Here is a 17,321-nt window from a genome sequence, read left to right on the forward strand (position 1 = left end):
CTCCCTTTCATCTAGTTTCGTCTGGCTTTTGCTGATGATTCAATAGGTTGTGGACATGTTTCGCCAGCATATCGCATTCCACGTTAACGTTGTCGCCTTCACCTTTGGAACCCAACACTGTTTGCGATACCGTGTGGGGAATGAGAGACAGCGTTATTTGTCGATTCTGAATGCCGAAAACGGTTAAACTTACCCCATCAATAGCGACCGCGCCTTTCATAATAACGTAAGCGGTGAGTTCCGGCGGGATGGAAACCGTATAGTAAATCGCATTCTCCTGCTTGGATGTCTGAATAATGGTACCTGTATCATCCACGTGACCGGTGACAAAGTGTCCGCCAAACCGGCCATCAGCAGGCATCGATCGTTCCAGATTGACAGGTGACCCTTCGTCCAGCGTGCGAAGGGACGTCGCGTTGATCGTCTCCGGCATGACATCCACGCCAAACGAGTTGTTGTCGACATCTGTTACCGTCAGACAAATACCGTTGACCGCGATGCTGTCACCGATATGCACATCCTCAATAACAACCTTTGCTTCGATGGTCAGCCGTACTGCTTTTTCAGAAATAACATCCCGTTGACCGATTCGCCCCATTTCTTCAACAATTCCGGTGAACATTGGCATCGTCCTCCTGTGGTTCCGCAATAAGTTTCATATCGTCCCCTATCTTTTCCATAGATGTTATTGTCATTGGCATGCTATTCTGGATGGACTCAAACCCTTGTCCACCCACGGATGCGGGGGCTTCCACCCCGCCAATCAATTTGGGGGCCATATACTGCACGAGCTGGTTGATCCGTCTGCTCAGCAAAAAGGATCCCGCGACAGTTGCACCACCTTCCACAAACAGCGACATGACACCGTGACGTCCCAAATAGGGAAGAACGGTGTCGGGTTCTGTGGCACGTAGCGGGATAACCCTTACACCACATTCATTATAAGGCTTAATCACTTCATCGCTCACTTGATTGCCGGTGATGATCCATGTCGTCGCTTCTTGATCGGTTACAACCAACGATTCAAGCGGCGTGCGCAAGTTGGAATCAAGAATAATGCGGAGTGGATTTTTCGCACCGTTGGGCAGGCGAGCAGTCAGACTTGGGTTGTCAGCTATTACCGTATTCACACCCACTAAAATCGCATCGTGACTGTGGCGATGCCGGTGCACATCCATACGAGCTTCTTCACCGGTGATCCATTTACTTTTCCCTGTCTTTGTCGCTGTTTTTCCATCAAGACTGACGGCCGTCTTCACTGTTACAAATGGCGTCGAGGTCTGTGTATAATGAAAAAATGCGCGATTGACGTTTGCGGCTTCCTCTTCCAAAACGCCGGTTTTCACGTCAATGCCTGCTGCACGCAATGCTTCCAATCCGCGTCCAGCGACCTTTTTATTTGGATCCATAACAGCAACGATGGCACGTTTGATGCCTTTTCCCACGATGAGATCAGCACACGGCGACGTCTTTCCATGATGACTGCACGGCTCAAGCGTGACGTAAATGTCTGCACCCTTCGCTTTTTCCCCGGCCATCTGGAGCGCGTGTACTTCCGCATGAGCCTCCCCGGCCTGAAGATGAGCTCCCATCCCCAGGATTTCACCGTCTTTGACGACAACGGCTCCAACAGGAGGGTTCGGACTGGTCTGCCCTGACGCTGATTTGGCCAAGTTCAAGGCCAATGTCATATAGTATTCATCGTCCATCGCTGTATACCTCCGCAAGCCAAAACAGCTTTATGGTTTGGCTTCATTTGTTTTCAACACATAAAAAAACCCCTGAATGTCCCTTCAGAGGTGGATGAGCTGAATTTTACAGGTGTGTTCTATATATAAACAACACAAGCATGATATGATACCGCTTACCTGCTTGCTTATGACCTGAAAAATTCCTTCTCCCATCCAGACTGTCACTGTCGGTCCCGGACTCACACCGGGTCCACCGCTTGGTTATGGTTTCTAACCGCACGGGTCACGGACTTTAAGGTTGTACCTTATCACCGTCGGTCGGGACTTTCACCCTGCCCCGAAGGAATATGAATGCCTTATGATCGTTTAGGTATAACGGAATTCCGAAATGAGCGCAAACAATCAGCTTTCGGAAGACGAATGTTAATCCTATTATCACTTATTCTACTCGTTACGGACGGTTGTCGTCAAAAATTTATCATTAAAATAAAACAAAACACCCACTCATACGTAAAAAAACCCGGAAGACGCTGAGTGCTCCGGGTTTTTATACGACTTTAATTTAAAGTGCCTTGAACGGCAATTCGCTGTTTTCCATCGATCGTACAGGTGATTAGCGTGATTTGATCTTGATCTTGTTGACTTTTTAAAATGTCAACATCGGTTGGTTCAATAACATTCGAGCTTGTAATGGTATACGTGAATTCCTCATTACCTTGATGCAAAATCACTTCAGACCCAACCGGGGCATCCGGCAGATTCCGAAAATGGCGGTCGCCGCGATATCCCCGATGCCCGGCTATGGTAAAATTGCCATCCCCGGGAGTTTGTTCTGATTTGATCTGGGTCAGTGCAATACTCAAGTTTTCTTCCGTTGTCTTAGGAAGCACCTTTTGCTTCAGATCAATCGCTGGTATTTCCAGTTTCAACGTTTTTTCCAATTGCTCTTTCGGAACCGTTAAATTGTCAACAGAGGACAAATCTACATCACCGTTGTCCGATTCGGATATCAGCGTCATTGCCTCTTCCATCGCCTTAGTCTCCTGTTGTTTATCCCATTCATAATACAACGGGATAGCCAAGAGAGTGAGTCCAATGATAATAAACGATATACCTGCTGTTTTTTTAGTTTTTCTCATTGAACTCACCCTTTCGTGTCATTAGTCCAATTTTCTCTTACGGCTGCTGAACAGAAGCACACCGCCTGTAACTATGGCTAACAATCCAGCGATCAGCAGATATCTCATCCACTCTTCACCAGTTTGTGGAAGGGTGTCATCCGAGTTGCCTTGGCCGCTATCATCACTGGGATCGTCCGTACCATCAGAATCGTCGGGAGTTGTTGGTTCGTCCGACTCATCGGAACCTCCCGGCTCGCCAGATTCGTCTTCTTCTGGCGTATCTTCTAGCGTGTTAATGATGGTATAGCCATTATCCGTTTTATTGATGCTCGATTGATAATCGGCTGCATCCTGTTCGCGAACGGTATAGTTATAAGCAATACCTTTATCATTGTATTGATCCAATTCTGTGAATGTGTGCGTCCAGTTCTGATCAGCCGTCATATCCACTGTGTCGATCACGTTGCCGTTTTGCAGCAATTCGACCGTGATGGATTCCGGACGATCTTCTGGCGCATCATTTTCCCACTGTTTGGATACATCGATGGTCGTTGTACCTACACGCGTGTTGGTAATATCATAACCATCGATTGTTGTTTTGTAGCCGTCGATATTATTTTCCTGAATGCTGTATTCATACGCAATGCCATTGTCGTCATAAGCTTCCAGATTATTGAAAGTGTAACTCCAATCATCATCGGCTGTGACGTCAACAGTGTCAAGAACATTGCCATTTTGCAGCAAATCAACGGTTACAGATTCCGGACGGTCGTTGGCATTATCATCTAACCACGATTTCGTTACGTTAATCGATTTAGTCTCGACTTTCGTGTTGGTGATGTCATAGCCATTGACTTCAGAATCATATCCTGGCACATCCTGTTCTTTCACCGAGTAATCATACGTTTCACCTTGATTATCATATGTCTCCAGATCAGTGAAGCTGTACGTCCAATCATCGTCTGCACTGATTTCTTTTCCGTCAATAACGGTGCCATTTTGTAGCAGATTGACCTTAATCGTTTCTGGACGATCGGATGCTTCGTCGTTTTCCCACGTTTTTGTTCCCGTGACGTCGGTTGTTTCGACACGCTGGTTCGTAATGTCGTAACCGTCAATGGTTGTGTCATAGCCAGCGACCTTTTCTTCTTCGACGGTATAGTCGTACGCATCATTCTCATCGTCAAATTCATCAAGGTCGGTGAAGCTGTATTCCCAATCATCCTCAGCTGAAACCTCGACCGAATCAATCGTTTCTCCGTTCTGAAGAAGATTAACGGTAATGGAATCCGGGCGGTTGGACGCTTCATCATTCAACCATGTCTTGGTTCCTGTTACGTCAACGCGATCGTCATCAGAATCACCTGAGCCGGTTGGTTCGCCGGAATTTCCTCCGCCGTTAGAACCACCGGAATCGTCGTCTTCGGATGAGGAGTCGTCATACGTGTTGGTAATGTCATAACCGTCAACAGTTGTTTCATAACCATCGACTGCTTCTTCTTCGACCGTATAGTTGTAAGGTGATCCTTGTTCATCAAATTCAGCCAATCCTGTGAAGCTGTAGGACCAGTTGTCTTCAGCCGTTACATCTTGAGAATCAATTTCCTCACCATCTTGCAGCAGATTGACCGTGATGGTTTCTGGTCTGTCTGAAGATGAATCATTTTCCCATGTCTTCTCACCATTAACTTCAGTTAGTCCAGTACGCGTGTTTGTGATGTCAAAACCATTCACCGTAGTGTCATAACCATCGACTGGTTCCTCAACAATACTATACTTGTAAGCTTTACCATCATCAGTGAAGGCTGGCAAATCTTCAAACTCTCGTGACCAGTTATTACTGTCTGAAAGTTGGAATGTCTTAACAGATTCTTTTTCTCCGTCTGCAGGAGTTCTGAATAATTCAACTTCAACTGATTCAGGTCTGTCGCTGGAATCATCATCTAGCCATGATTTAGTAACTTCAAACGATGTCGTTTCAGAACGTGTATTAGTAAGATCAAAATCATTTACCTCTGAATCATACCCTGGGACGTTTTGTTCTTTGATTTTATATTCATAGGAATTACCTTTATCATCGTACTTAGGCAAATGAGTGAACTCGTAGTCCCAGCCATCTTCTTTTGTGACTTCCTGAGCGGTGAAAACTGTATCGTTTTGCATCAGATTCACTTTGATAGAATCCGGACGGTCGCCTTGTGCATTTTCATTGTCTTTCCAGGTCTTCGTGCCAGATACACTCGTTTTACCTGTACGAACGTTAATAAGGTTATTTCCGTCAAGTGATTTTTCATAATTGTCAACAGGTTCCTCATCGATGGTATATCCGTATTCGGTACCGCTGTTATCGAAACGTTCCAGGTCCTTGAAGCTATACTCCCAATTGTCTTCAGCAGTTACTTCTTTGGAAGCTTCTTCTTTACCATTCTGCAGTAATTTAACTGTGATGGAGTCTGGACGATCGCCTGTTTCGTCATCGTTGTCCTTCCAAATCTTTTCGCCATTAACGGACGTTTCACCGACTCGTGTATTATTGATATAAAAATCAATGTTCTCATTATCCTCAGCTTTGTTTATGTCCGTTTTATACTTGTCTGAGTAGTCCTCATCTACTTCTTCGACTGTATAGTTTATCTTATCGCCATTTTTGTTATACTTGGCTAAGTCTTTAAACGTATATTCCCAGTCACCATTTGTTGTGATCTCTTGCTCTTCAACAAATTCACCATCATTCATTAATTTAATCGTGATAGACTCCGGACGATCCCCTGTTGCATCATTGTTATCATACCATGTCTTCTTTACGCTTATATCCGTTGTCTTTTGTGTGTTTGTAATCTCGTAGCTATTGTCTTCTGGCTCTTTGATTTCTGATTCATAACCTTCGAGATTTTTCTCTGCTACCTTATATTCTATTTCATTGCCATTATCATCATACTTCCTAAGGCCATTAAACGTATGCTGCCAGTCATTGTCTGTTGTTAATTCTTTTTCTTTAACAACGCCATCATCATCTTTCACTTGAACTGTAACGGCATCCGGGCGATATTTATCATTGACCTCAACCCATATCTTATCAACTGTTACGTTAATAACAGCATCATTTGGAACTTCTACTTCTTTAAGTTTTGCTGGTTCAATTTTGAAATCATCAATATTTGAAGTCAATTTGTATCCATCGGGTGCATTGATTTCCTCAATAGAATACGTACCAAATGGTACACCTTCCCCGGTAACTCCATTGCTGTTCGTTTCTAAATCAAATGTTTGCCTGGTTTCCTGGTTCGTAATCTTAAACTTTGCTTTACCCAAAGATTCATTGGTAACGGAATCTTTTTTGATTAGTTTAACTGTTCCTGTCTTGCGTTCGTTCTTCACTTCTTCTGTTTGAACATTGTTATCTGTCATATTTTCGCTATCAATTGTTATATCCTTAGAAACATAGCCATCCTTAGAACCTTCTGAATAATCCGGGTCTGCAAAGTAGTTATCAAGCACTTTTTCGTGCAGGGTGTAGTCACCATATTTCAAGCCCGACCAGTTAAGCTCTCCATTTTCATCGGTCTTTCCTTCCCGGACAATGATGTCTTGACCTTGAACAGTTTTTTCAAGCTGGAATTGAACGCCTTCTACAGGTGTGTTAGTTCTTTTTTCTTCTTTGTTCACAGCGAGTGTTGCTGTTTCTCCCGTGGCACCGCCTGATGCTGAGCCAATTTTCACTTCGATGGATTTTTCTTTTTCAGTTGTACCTGTAACTTCCTCATTTGATTTTATATGTGCGTTATTGGTTAGATTCGCCGTTTCCTCTGTCAGGATATAAGACGAATAGGTTAGTACATAATGTTCATTGATGTCCCCGAGTCCATCTAGGGTAAACCCGTTGTCTGCTATATCGAGATTATAATCTGTTCCTTCCTCTAACCGTTCGCCATTCTTTGTTAGCTCAAATGAGTCTTCCAATAGTTTTTGAGCATCTTCACTTCCTAGATCATCTGTTACTATAACGTCCGTTAACGCAGACTCTGACTTGTTAATATCGACTTCCCAATCAACGGTCCACTCGTCTTTATTGTGAGTTCCATTTTTGCCCACGAATTCGCCTTGATGAGGGATTGTCACGTGTGCTTTAAGTTCGTGTGATTCACCATTTCTGGGTTCAAAGGTAGCCGTATTTCCATATGTCTCATCATCATTGTAGATATCATCTTTATCTTTTGTTTTGAATTCAATACGGTAACTTTGATTAATCTCACCAAAGTTTATACTAATTTTTTCGCCATCGTTAGTTTTAATCGTGTAGTCATCTGTTACATTTTCACCTTTTGAAATATCTCCACTGCTATCAACTGATGTTTTATAGATTTCAACCGAACCATCTATTAAGGATTGATTATCTTCAATGGGGTCTGTAAAACTAGCATTCTTTAAGTCGAGCTGATTATAGTTAATGTCCGTTTTCCAAGTGATTACTTTTGAATCGTTATCAACGTTACCGCTTTTTGCTCCATTACTTGTTGTTTCGTCATTTGGTGTATCGCCTATCTGCTTTTCATAAGTATACTCTGTTCCATTACTTGTTTCATATATCAAATCCAATTTGTTCGCTAATTCTGGATCCTTATTGGCAAAATCATACGTGAATTTCGTTGTATAGGAGATTGTGTATGATTCTGAGATAGTTCCGAAGTCAATATCAAATCCATCAACAAGGCCATCTGAATCTGTTTTCTTGGTTATTGTTGCGTCAGACTTTTCCGGTGAAATATTGATTGAGCCATCCAGCTTCTGACCAGAACCACTGAAATCATCTTCCAGATTGAAGTTATTTAAAGTACGATTATCCTGGTTGATTTTGATCGTCCATTCAATGGTTTTGTCTTCATAGTTAATATCAGAATGACTCTTATCTCCAACTTGTTGATAGACACCTTGACTGCTTTTCTTAGTCTCACCGTCTACGGTAACAGTATTGGAAATCTCGCCATCATGCGTGATGTATTTATCGTCTTTTAATTGTGTCGTATATTCGATGTTAAATGGTTTATTTGTGTCTTCGTTAAGTGTATAAGTGACTTTATTACCATCGATGTTTTTATCGAACGCATCATTAGCTGGAGTCGTTTCATTAACCGAACCATCCCCATTAAATGAATCAACTTGTTCGATTTGAATGTCTGTCACTTCAAATCTTTCACTCAAGTCGTCGCCTTTAGATGTAAAGGTAAACTCATCAGTCAATTTGTTCCCCTTATCCAGCTGTTTTTCATCAAAGTTGTATTCGACTTCCCAATCAACACTGTGATTATCTTTGTTGAAATCCTCAGATGACTTATTCAAATGATCTTGACGTTGAACCGAGACAGTAGCACCAGACGAAGCATTGTCTTTTCCATCAGATGACAGAACGGCTTCATTCGAATACTCAGTGCCCTCATCATCTGTGATATCGGTGGTATATACTAGCCGATAAGCCTTATCCGTGTCTCCCAGATCTAATTTCAGTTCATTTTCGCTTGATTTATTATCATCACCGAGAGTTACTGGCGTATCATCAAGACTGGTAATATTACCCTCAATATCAACGTCAGCTTCATAAAGTTCAATAGAATCCATATCTAAAGATTGATTCTCATTGATCGCGTCTTTAATAGTAGCACCTTTCAATGACTCCAAGGTCGTATTAATATCAACTTCCCAATCAATGGATTTTGTATTGAATTTGCCACCTTCGCCATGCGATCCCCTTTTATTGATCGCCTGACCGCCTGTGGGTTCATAGTTAACTGGAATTCTTTTAACAACCTCATCGTTCACAATAAACTGTAGTTCATCCTCAGTTACCGTGATAGTTTGTTCGTCCAGTTCCACTTCAATGTCGAAGTATCCCTCGATGTTTGATTCCTGTTCGATTTTCTCATTAAATGTAAAGGTAACTAATCCATCACTGTTTACGGAATAATCTCCATAGCCATCTAATTTTCCGTCTGGTAAACTAAGTTCCGCAAATTGTTCTGGCAATTGAAATTCAAATTGCGCACCATTCGTATATCCATGGTTATTGTCTAATGACCAATCAAGGGCTAATTCCAGTTTTCCAACTTCTTCTAAATCAATTCCTTCGATATCCTCAACAGCTTTACCATCTTTGGTCTCTAGAGTGAATGTATCAATAATATTTTCTTTTATATCAGTATTTTTATTTCCTGTGTCAGTTTGCTCTTCATTCCCTGTATCGGTTGATGGCGCATTACCTGATTGATTGTTTCCATCAGTATTACTGTCATCTTCTTTTGTCTTATCTCCCGGTGAGTTAGATCCGCTACCATCTCCAGACCCACCTGGCTCCTCAGTTGCTGTGTCTTGATTGCCACCCTCAGAGGATGATCCTTCATTCTTCGGTCCGTTTGTTGACGAATTGTCTGATGGATTGTTTTCATCAAATTTATTGGGGTCATCGCCAGCTGATGAATCACCTGTTGGCTGTTCCTCAGATTGCCCTTTGTCCGGGTTTTTATCTTGGCTGTTATTCGTGGCTGACCCGTCGTCAGATCCTTCACCCGTTGTTTCATCTGTGCCAGACGTGTTGTCTTCATTACTGGTAGGATTTGACTCTTGCTTGGTGTCAGTCGCTTGCACCTTTACCTTGAACGCACCACTGGCATCTTTAGCGTCGGCATTCACTTCAGCAGTTATCGAATTATCTTTCGCAGCTGTATATGTGCCCAAGTTTTCCTCATCTGTCAGCGTTCCCTCTTGCTTTTCAGCAATTTGATAACCGTCCGGGACAACATTTGTTGTTGAAAAGGATGGGTTGTCTTCAAGGTTAACGTCCTTCGTTCCCCATTCAATGTTTAAATAGGGAGGGCTGACGTCTGCATCCTTAGAGTTTTCCTTACTATCAACGAGCGTTACTGATTTGAATAAATTAGAATCCTCAGATTGCGCGTTGACCTGGGCCATCATTGGTAAATTACCAAAGATCACTTGAAACAATAGCATGCCAGTAAATAAGATTGATAGTTTTCGCTGCAACTTCCTTTAACCTCCCTCTACCTTCAAAATTTCAAAATAAAATAGAATCTATACAGAGCAGTAAGCAATATCGGATAAACGAAACATGCTTCACACCCCCAATTGCACAATTTTCATTCCTTCAATCTATTATTTTAACCTGCAATGATAACGACAACAATATTTATTTTTTCCACTGTAATGGAAATGTGCTATAATAGATTTTACCTATTCATTCAAACCATATTCCTATAAAACGATTGCCATGATGCATATGTGTCATGACCCATAAGGGGTGGTTCTATTACTGAAAAGATTGCTATTTCTCAAAGACAATATGATATTTTAAAATGCTTGGAGGAGAGCATTAACGCTATAGCGTTAAAGGAGGTTGGAGAAACAATTGATTGTTCGTACAAAACCGTCCAAAATGAGTTGATTACGCTACGAGAGGAATTGCCGAACGGCTGGTCAATACCGACCGAAAAAGGCATTGGCATTTATTTAATTCAACCATCAAGCGAAACCGTTTCCAGTATTTTTTCGCATGATGAGAACGATACGTTATTTAACTTTATGGAATTGTTGCTTACATATCAATCCTATTCATTGGAAGCGATATGCGAGGACATGTATGTAAGTCGAAACACTGCATTACAATTGATCTCTTCCGCCGAGTCATTTGTTCAGTCGTTTTTTCTGAGGATGAAACGCAATCCTTATCAAATTATTGGAAGTGAAGGAATGAAACGATTATTATTATTTGAAATTAACTTATCAAGGAAAGGAATTTCTGATCACTACACTATTCATTCTCACTATTCGCACATACAACCCGCTAAAGATTATTTGGAAAACCATTACGGTATCCGTTTAACGAATTACGGTTTGAATGCATTTTATAATTTTTTGATGTTATGCATAAACCGTTCTGAAGACGGCTTTCCCGCAGATGAACTCCCCTTCTCCATCAGCAGCAACGTCCAACAAGAATCGTTGTTCATCGATATGCAGGATTTTTTTGATTATCTGGAGGAATTAATGAATGCTGCATTTCCTCTGCATGAAAGAATCTATATTTACCTTGGTCTTCTTTATACGGAATTTCAATTCACGATTGTCTTTGCCGAAAACAGAAACGAGATCCTTCAAACCCATAAAGATCACGATGCTTTCAAAACGTTCATACAGTTTTTGGAGGAGCATTTAGGAATTGCGATATGGGATGATAAAGATCTGTTGTTTGACATTTTTAACTTATACCAAGTTTCCCTATTGCGAAGCGTAGCTCCTGATATTCAATATGTACCACAGGAATCCATTTTGCGCTCAGCAAAGAATAACGCAAAACACGTTTACACAATGGTGCATTGCTTATGTCATGAATGGTCCAAGGAAGCAGGTTTCGTTTTTCATGAAAGCAATATGATTTCGTTGGCTATTTTATTAAATCGTCACCTCCACAATTTAGAAGCGTTAAAAGCCAACATTTTAGTATTAACGTCACGGTCGTTCTTTGTTAAGGATAATAACGGGATATTAAAAACACATTTTGAGGGCAAAGCCTATTTTAAAACAAGGGATGCATCTCGTATAACAAGTGACGACGATATACCTGCCGAAACGGATATAATTATTACCGATTCACCCCATTCATTAAACACACCTGATAAGGAGGTTATATTGATCACGCCAATCATTTCGGATAAAACCATTCAAAAAATAGCACAGGCCATTGATGATGTCATTCAACGGAAAAAAGGTCAATTTCTTTCCCGAATTTCACAGTCGCTTCATGATCGTGAATTTGGCGTTTTTCATTAGACAATTGGCGTTTTGGTTCTACAATCTTGCGCTTTCATCCGATACGAACAGACGCCAAGGTGGTTCAACCCTGGCGCACAGCTGTCAGTCAGCCAACATGTCTTGATATTCCGGTGTTTGTTCCATTTTATCCGCTACGTACGGACATGTTGGTTTAATTGTCTTTCCTTCATCTCTTGCGTGGGACACCATTTTTTCCGTCAGTTTTCCGGCAATTCCCTCCCCACGCAGTTCTTCAGCTACATACGTATGATCCACATCCAGCTTATCATCCCCGATTGGCTTAAACGTAATCTCTGCCGTCGGGTTTTGCTCATTATCCCCGATATAAAATTTGCCGTCGCCTTTTTTAATTTCCACCAACATCGGCCTCCTTTATAGATTATCACTTGAAATAAGTATTCCCGTTCCGGCCAAAACATAATCATTCAGCCCATCATCCTGACCAAGGAAGCGTGGCAACAATCGCCATCACAAAAATAATCAATAAATAGTTAACCGAGACAAGAAACATATTGCGCGCCCATTTCACATTATCTTTAGCGAACAACCCACTGATAGCCAGGACGATATAGGCAACATTAAGAACGCTTGTGATGACGACAAAAGCGGTTCCGAGTGAAAACAAGTAAAACGGCAGCGGCAAGAGGCAGGCGGTATAAATAATCATTTGCCGCTTCGTTATTTCAATACCGTGAACGACCGGCAACATTTTCACATCCGCTGCTTTGTATTCATCATATTTACGAATGGCGATGGCAAACGTGTGCGGCATTTGCCAAATGAAAATGATGAGTGCCAGAGCAATGGGAGCAAAATGCGAAACCGGAGCGAGTGCGGCCCAGCCAATTAGCGGTGTCACAGCACCGGAAATGCTGCCAATAACTGTGTTCAGCGTATATTTGCGTTTGGACCACATCGTGTATAACACGACGTACACAAACCAGCCTATAAAAGCAAATTGCACTGCCTCAGCCGTCGTAAACATCAACAAAATAAATCCGGCAATACTGGTTGCAACACCAATCCGCAGAGCGGTTCGGGGAGGTATATTCCCGGTCACGGTTGGCCGGGATTGTGTTCGGGACATAATCAAATCAATATCGGCATCGTACCAATTATTAATAACAAGGGCCCCGCCCATAACCAGTGTGCTCCCAATCATGACGAGCAGAAATATATCAATATTTGCAGCAAAAGAGGCTTCGGTAAAATACGCAGCCAGCCAGAAACCAGCAAAAACAGGAACGACATTCGCTACCAAAACCGTGATTTTAAACAAAGATTTTAAATCAGCAGCGAGTGATGTTTCACTATCTTTATCAGGCACCCATTCGGCTTGATTCATGGTTGATGACGTCATCATTTGTTTGCTCATTTGATTCATCCCTTTAATTTTCGTTGCTAATAAACACACTACCGTCTATTATAGACCGTTTCATCCGTTTATGTAAGCAGAAAGAATTGTTAATGCCTAAACAGGGTATTCCGTTTTAATATATCCTTTTTCTTTCATACCATACGTCGTTTTGATGAAACGACCATGAACATGAGTATTTACGTCGTTTGCATCCATCGTAATACGAAATCAATAAAGGTCAATGTATTTTTTGTGAACATTTTATTTCGAAATATCCACAATTCGATGAAGATGATGGTTAACTTCCGCTATTATCATCTGTTCCTCCTTTTCGTCTGTTATAATCAATACTGTATTTTGATAAAAAACTCAATACCGAACGATCAGTATGAATGATATGGAGTGATACACCGATGAAAGTTACTAAACATCATGCTAAAAAACTATTGGCGATTCTGCCGCTCGGTTTCATTTTGTTTTTAAGTGGGTGTGATGCCATCACTGTGCTTGACCCAAAAGGGCCGGTCGGGGACAGTCAGAAAGACCTGATTATGTATTCTGTGTGGTTCATGCTCGGCATCATTGTAGTTGTGTTCGGCTTGTTCACATATATGGTGATACGCTTTCGTGATCACCCGAATCGAAAAGAAGGTGATTATGCGCCACACATCCATGGTAATTTAGCAATAGAAACGCTCTGGACAATAATTCCTCTTATCATTGTTACTGCATTGGCCGTTCCAACCGTTAAAACATTGTTTGATCTGGAGCAGCCACCGGACGTTTCCCAGGATAAAGATCCACTTGTTGTGTATGCGACATCTGCTGACTGGAAATGGTTTTTCAGTTACCCGGAACAAAACATTGAAACGGTAAACTATTTGCATATACCGACCGATCGGGCAGTGGAATTCCGTCTTTCTTCGGCCGATTCGATGGCCGCATTATGGATTCCGGCACTCGGTGGACAAAAGTACAACATGGCTGGTATGGAAAACATTCTGTATCTGCAGGCTGATGACCGTGGCGTTTATACCGGACGCAATGCCAACTTTAATGGGGAAGGATTCACGAAACAAACGTTTGAGGTCCACGCCGAGAACACCGCGTCGTTCGAGGAATGGGTAGAAAAAACCCAAGACGATGCCCCGGCATTAACACAAAAGCAGTACAATTCATTGCTTGCTCCCGGTTTATCGGAGGAATTGGCGTTCTCTTCCACGCACCTTCAATGGGTTGATCATGGAACAATGTCCGGAAGTGATTATGCCATCAAACGGCACCCTGATGCGTACGACCAATTATTACACCTGAAAAATGAGAAAGACGATGACAACAATGAATAATCATAGAAAGCAGGTGAACCGATGAAATTAGATGAGTTTTTTGTCACTGGCGAACCGTTAATTTACGGCGGAATGGTGGCGATTGCGCTTGTAACGTCAGCGATTATCTTTCTATTAACCTATTTTAAAAAGTGGGGATGGTTATGGCGTGAATGGCTGACAACAGTCGATCACAAAAAAATAGGAATTATGTATATTTTAAGTGCATTAGCCATGTTGTTCCGCGGTGGCGCTGATGCGCTGATGATGCGGGTACAGCTGGCTTTTCCTGATATGAATTTTCTGGACGCACAACATTATGATGAAATTTTTACCACGCACGGAACGGTCATGATTATCTTTATGGCCATGCCGTTTCTGATCGGGCTCATGAATATTATCGTTCCGCTTCAAATTGGCGCCCGCGACTTTGCGTTTCCGTATGTAAATGCCATGAGCTTTTGGGCATTTTTCTTTGGCGCTATGCTGTTTAACGTTTCATTCGTCATTGGTGGTTCACCCGATGCGGGATGGACAAGCTATACGCCACTTGCTGGTGCAGCCATGAGTCCCGGTCCCGGCGAGAACTTTTATCTACTCGGGCTGCAGCTATCCGGTATTGGGACACTGGCAACGGGAATCAATTTAATGGTCACGATTTTAAAAATGCGTGCACCTGGCATGAAAATGTTTAAAATGCCGATATTTTCGTGGTCAACATTGGTGACAAGTTTTATTATCGTCTTTGCTTTTCCGATTTTAACGGTAGCACTGGCCCTGTTGACCATCGACCGGATATTCGGGTCCCAATTCTTCACACTGACAGGTGAAGGACTGCCTATGATGTGGGCGAACCTTTTCTGGCTTTGGGGTCACCCGGAAGTATATATTGTTGTTTTACCGGCTTTTGGTATCTTTTCCGAGGTTATCGCCACATTTGCCCGTAAACAGTTATTTGGCTATACGGCTATGGTTTGGTCAATGGTGATAATTGCTGGACTAAGCTTCCTTGTTTGGGTACACCATTTCTTTACCATGGGTGCGGGATCATTCGTCAACTCAGTTTTCTCGGTGTCAACGATGCTGATTGCCGTGCCAACAGGAGTAAAGATATTCAACTGGCTGGCGACCCTGTATAAGTCGAAAATACGTATAACCGTGCCTATGATGTGGGCCCTTGCCTTTATCCCAAGCTTTGTCATAGGCGGTGTGACCGGCGTTATGCTGGGAATGGCAGCTGCCGATTTTCAATTCCATAACTCGTATTTTCTAGTTGCACACTTCCACTACGTTCTCATTGCAGGGACGGTGTTTGCTAGTTTTGCCGGCTTGATTTACTGGTACCCGAAAATATTCGGTCACAAAATGAACGAACGAATAGGCAAATACGCATTCTGGTTTTTCGTCATTGGATTCCATGTCTGTTTCTTCCCGCTCTATTTTGCCGGACTCGATGGAATGCCGCGTCGTGTGTTTACGATCATTCCGGAATGGATGCCATTGAATGTGATTGCCACAGTCGGTGCATTCGGCATGGGAATTGGTTTTGCGATATTTGTTTACAACGTTTATTACAGCTATCGCCACAGCAAACGTGAAACCACCGGCGATGCATGGGGCGATGGTCGAACGCTTGAATGGGCAACACCGATACCAATACCGCATTACAACTTTGCGACGTTGCCACACATCGATCAACATGATGCGTTTATGGCAATGAAGAAAAAGGGCGAAACAACGTTTGATGAAGCCAAGGTGGAACCCATTCACATGCCAAGCAACAGTGGACGACCGTTTCTTATGATGGCGATTTTGGCCTTTGCAAGCTTTGCTCTTGTATTTGAATGGATTACATTGGCTATTATCGGCTTGATCGGTACACTTATCTTTATGGGGTTGCGGTCCTTTGATTATGATGAAGGCTACCATATCGAAACCGATGAGATTAAAAAATATGAACAATCAGCAAGGAGGTTATAACATGAGTGCTCCTCAATCAAAAACCGGACCGCTGGAATATCGGACACAAACCGGCCAAATGAACATCCTCGGTTTTTGGATCTTTTTGGGCGCAGAAATGGCACTGTTTGCAACGTTATTTGCCACCTATGCTGTTTTGTTCGGACGGACCGCCAATGGACCAACACCGGGAGAATTGTTTGAACCGGGAACCGCACTGACGATGACATTTTTGTTGTTGACGAGCAGCTTCACGTGTGGATTGGCCATTCACAGTATGCGGAATGGATCATTGAAATCATTGCTCACCTGGCTGATCGTAACACTTATACTCGGTCTTAGCTTTCTAGGTTTTGAAATATATGAGTTCGCCCATTATGCGGGGGAAGGGGCTACTCTACAAGCCAGTGCCTATTGGTCAGGATTTTTTGTGCTGGCCGGCACGCATGGTCTGCACGTAACACTTGGTATCGGTTGGGCCATCATGTTGCTCATTCAATTGGCCCAACGTGGATTAACCCCGACGACCGGAACCAAAGTTTTTATCATAAGCCTGTACTGGCACTTCCTTGACGTTGTATGGATATTCATCTTTACCGGTGTATACTTGATTGGGATGGTGATGTAATATGTCAGAACGTACCGAACGTTATCCTATAAAACACATTGTCGGATTCGTCATTTCCATTGTCCTTACAATTCTCGCAGCTTGGACCGCTTTAGGATCTGATTTACCTGTATCCTGGGTCGTTGCAGGCATTATGGTAATGGCTGTTCTGCAGGCCGGAATTCAGTTATTTATGTTCATGCACGTGACCGAATCCGCCAGTGGTAATGGCCATGTCCCTTGGAATATGATGTTCCACGGTTTCGTCATGGCAGCGATTATCGTTGCGGGATCCTTGTTTACCATGACGTTTGGCTGGTAAATAATCTTGATTTACAAATCGATGAATCCCTAGAAGACTGGTGAAAAACTACAGTTTTGATCCATCAAAGATGCGAACAAGAACCTGAATTGTTCTTTAAT

At 42.5% G+C, this 17,321-nt stretch carries 11 protein-coding genes and 1 riboswitch; of the genes, 5 read left to right on the top strand and 6 right to left on the bottom strand.

Annotated elements, in window-relative coordinates; genetic code table 11:
- Positions 1-7 precede the first annotated feature (7 nt).
- From ribE to ABDZ72_RS09315, 4 genes are all read right to left on the bottom strand, one after another.
- Complete coding sequence (gene ribE, locus ABDZ72_RS09300) at positions 8-622, bottom strand: riboflavin synthase (RefSeq protein ID WP_343752538.1); 615 nt, start codon at positions 620-622, stop codon at positions 8-10.
- Positions 603-1,709, bottom strand: a complete 1,107-nt coding sequence (gene ribD / locus ABDZ72_RS09305; RefSeq protein WP_343752539.1) for a bifunctional diaminohydroxyphosphoribosylaminopyrimidine deaminase/5-amino-6-(5-phosphoribosylamino)uracil reductase RibD — start codon at positions 1,707-1,709, stop codon at positions 603-605. Before ribD ends, ribE begins: the two co-directional genes overlap by 20 nt.
- A gap of 179 nt (positions 1,710-1,888) precedes the next feature.
- Positions 1,889-2,040, bottom strand: a riboswitch (FMN riboswitch).
- 208 nt (positions 2,041-2,248) lie between these two features.
- A complete protein-coding gene (locus ABDZ72_RS09310; protein WP_343752540.1) occupies positions 2,249-2,830 on the bottom strand; it encodes a class D sortase in 582 nt (193 codons plus the stop codon).
- A 21-nt stretch (positions 2,831-2,851) separates the two neighbouring features.
- Positions 2,852-9,844 carry a Cna B-type domain-containing protein gene (locus ABDZ72_RS09315; RefSeq protein ID WP_343752541.1) on the bottom strand — a complete coding sequence of 2,331 codons (6,993 nt, stop codon included), beginning with the start codon at positions 9,842-9,844 and terminating at the stop codon, positions 2,852-2,854.
- A gap of 300 nt (positions 9,845-10,144) precedes the next feature.
- Between ABDZ72_RS09315 and ABDZ72_RS09320 the strand changes: the two genes are divergently transcribed.
- Positions 10,145-11,647 carry a helix-turn-helix domain-containing protein gene (locus tag ABDZ72_RS09320; RefSeq protein WP_486191617.1) on the top strand — a complete coding sequence of 501 codons (1,503 nt, stop codon included), beginning with the start codon at positions 10,145-10,147 and terminating at the stop codon, positions 11,645-11,647.
- An 84-nt stretch (positions 11,648-11,731) separates the two neighbouring features.
- Here the strand turns inward: ABDZ72_RS09320 and ABDZ72_RS09325 are convergent, their stop codons facing one another.
- Both ABDZ72_RS09325 and cyoE read right to left on the bottom strand, forming a co-directional pair.
- Entirely contained in the window at positions 11,732-12,013 is a 282-nt protein-coding gene (locus ABDZ72_RS09325) for a GNAT family N-acetyltransferase (RefSeq protein WP_343752543.1), read from the bottom strand.
- 70 nt (positions 12,014-12,083) lie between these two features.
- Positions 12,084-13,025, bottom strand: coding sequence for a heme o synthase (gene cyoE, locus ABDZ72_RS09330; RefSeq protein WP_343752544.1), 942 nt, complete (start codon positions 13,023-13,025; stop codon positions 12,084-12,086).
- A gap of 395 nt (positions 13,026-13,420) precedes the next feature.
- Here cyoE and qoxA point away from each other — a divergent pair, with 395 nt between their 5' ends.
- Genes qoxA through qoxD form a run of 4 tightly spaced genes read left to right on the top strand, consistent with a single transcriptional unit; the run spans position 13,421 to position 17,220 of the window.
- The gene (gene qoxA / locus ABDZ72_RS09335) at positions 13,421-14,353 is read left to right on the top strand and encodes a cytochrome aa3 quinol oxidase subunit II (RefSeq protein WP_343752545.1); all 933 of its coding nucleotides are present in this window, start codon (positions 13,421-13,423) and stop codon (positions 14,351-14,353) included.
- 21 nt (positions 14,354-14,374) lie between these two features.
- Positions 14,375-16,312, top strand: a complete 1,938-nt coding sequence (gene qoxB, locus ABDZ72_RS09340; RefSeq protein WP_343752546.1) for a cytochrome aa3 quinol oxidase subunit I — start codon at positions 14,375-14,377, stop codon at positions 16,310-16,312.
- 1 nt (position 16,313) lies between these two features.
- A complete protein-coding gene (qoxC, locus tag ABDZ72_RS09345) occupies positions 16,314-16,919 on the top strand; it encodes a cytochrome aa3 quinol oxidase subunit III (RefSeq protein WP_343752547.1) in 606 nt (201 codons plus the stop codon).
- Position 16,920: 1 nt separating this feature from the next.
- Complete coding sequence (gene qoxD / locus ABDZ72_RS09350) at positions 16,921-17,220, top strand: cytochrome aa3 quinol oxidase subunit IV (protein WP_343752548.1); 300 nt, start codon at positions 16,921-16,923, stop codon at positions 17,218-17,220.
- Positions 17,221-17,321 lie beyond the last annotated feature (101 nt).

Origin of the sequence: Lentibacillus halophilus, from assembly GCF_039522485.1 — a bacterium.
Taxonomy (GTDB): domain Bacteria; phylum Bacillota; class Bacilli; order Bacillales; family Amphibacillaceae; genus Lentibacillus; species Lentibacillus halophilus.

Coding starts and splice junctions, on each gene's coding strand:
- cyoE (WP_343752544.1), bottom strand. CDS start 13,025: ATGAGCAAACAAATGATGACGTCATCAACCATGAATCAAGCCGAATGG.
- ribD (WP_343752539.1), bottom strand. CDS start 1,709: ATGGACGATGAATACTATATGACATTGGCCTTGAACTTGGCCAAATCA.
- ribE (WP_343752538.1), bottom strand. CDS start 622: ATGTTCACCGGAATTGTTGAAGAAATGGGGCGAATCGGTCAACGGGAT.
- qoxD (WP_343752548.1), top strand. CDS start 16,921: ATGTCAGAACGTACCGAACGTTATCCTATAAAACACATTGTCGGATTC.
- ABDZ72_RS09325 (WP_343752543.1), bottom strand. CDS start 12,013: ATGTTGGTGGAAATTAAAAAAGGCGACGGCAAATTTTATATCGGGGAT.
- ABDZ72_RS09310 (WP_343752540.1), bottom strand. CDS start 2,830: ATGAGAAAAACTAAAAAAACAGCAGGTATATCGTTTATTATCATTGGA.
- qoxA (WP_343752545.1), top strand. CDS start 13,421: ATGAAAGTTACTAAACATCATGCTAAAAAACTATTGGCGATTCTGCCG.
- qoxB (WP_343752546.1), top strand. CDS start 14,375: ATGAAATTAGATGAGTTTTTTGTCACTGGCGAACCGTTAATTTACGGC.
- qoxC (WP_343752547.1), top strand. CDS start 16,314: ATGAGTGCTCCTCAATCAAAAACCGGACCGCTGGAATATCGGACACAA.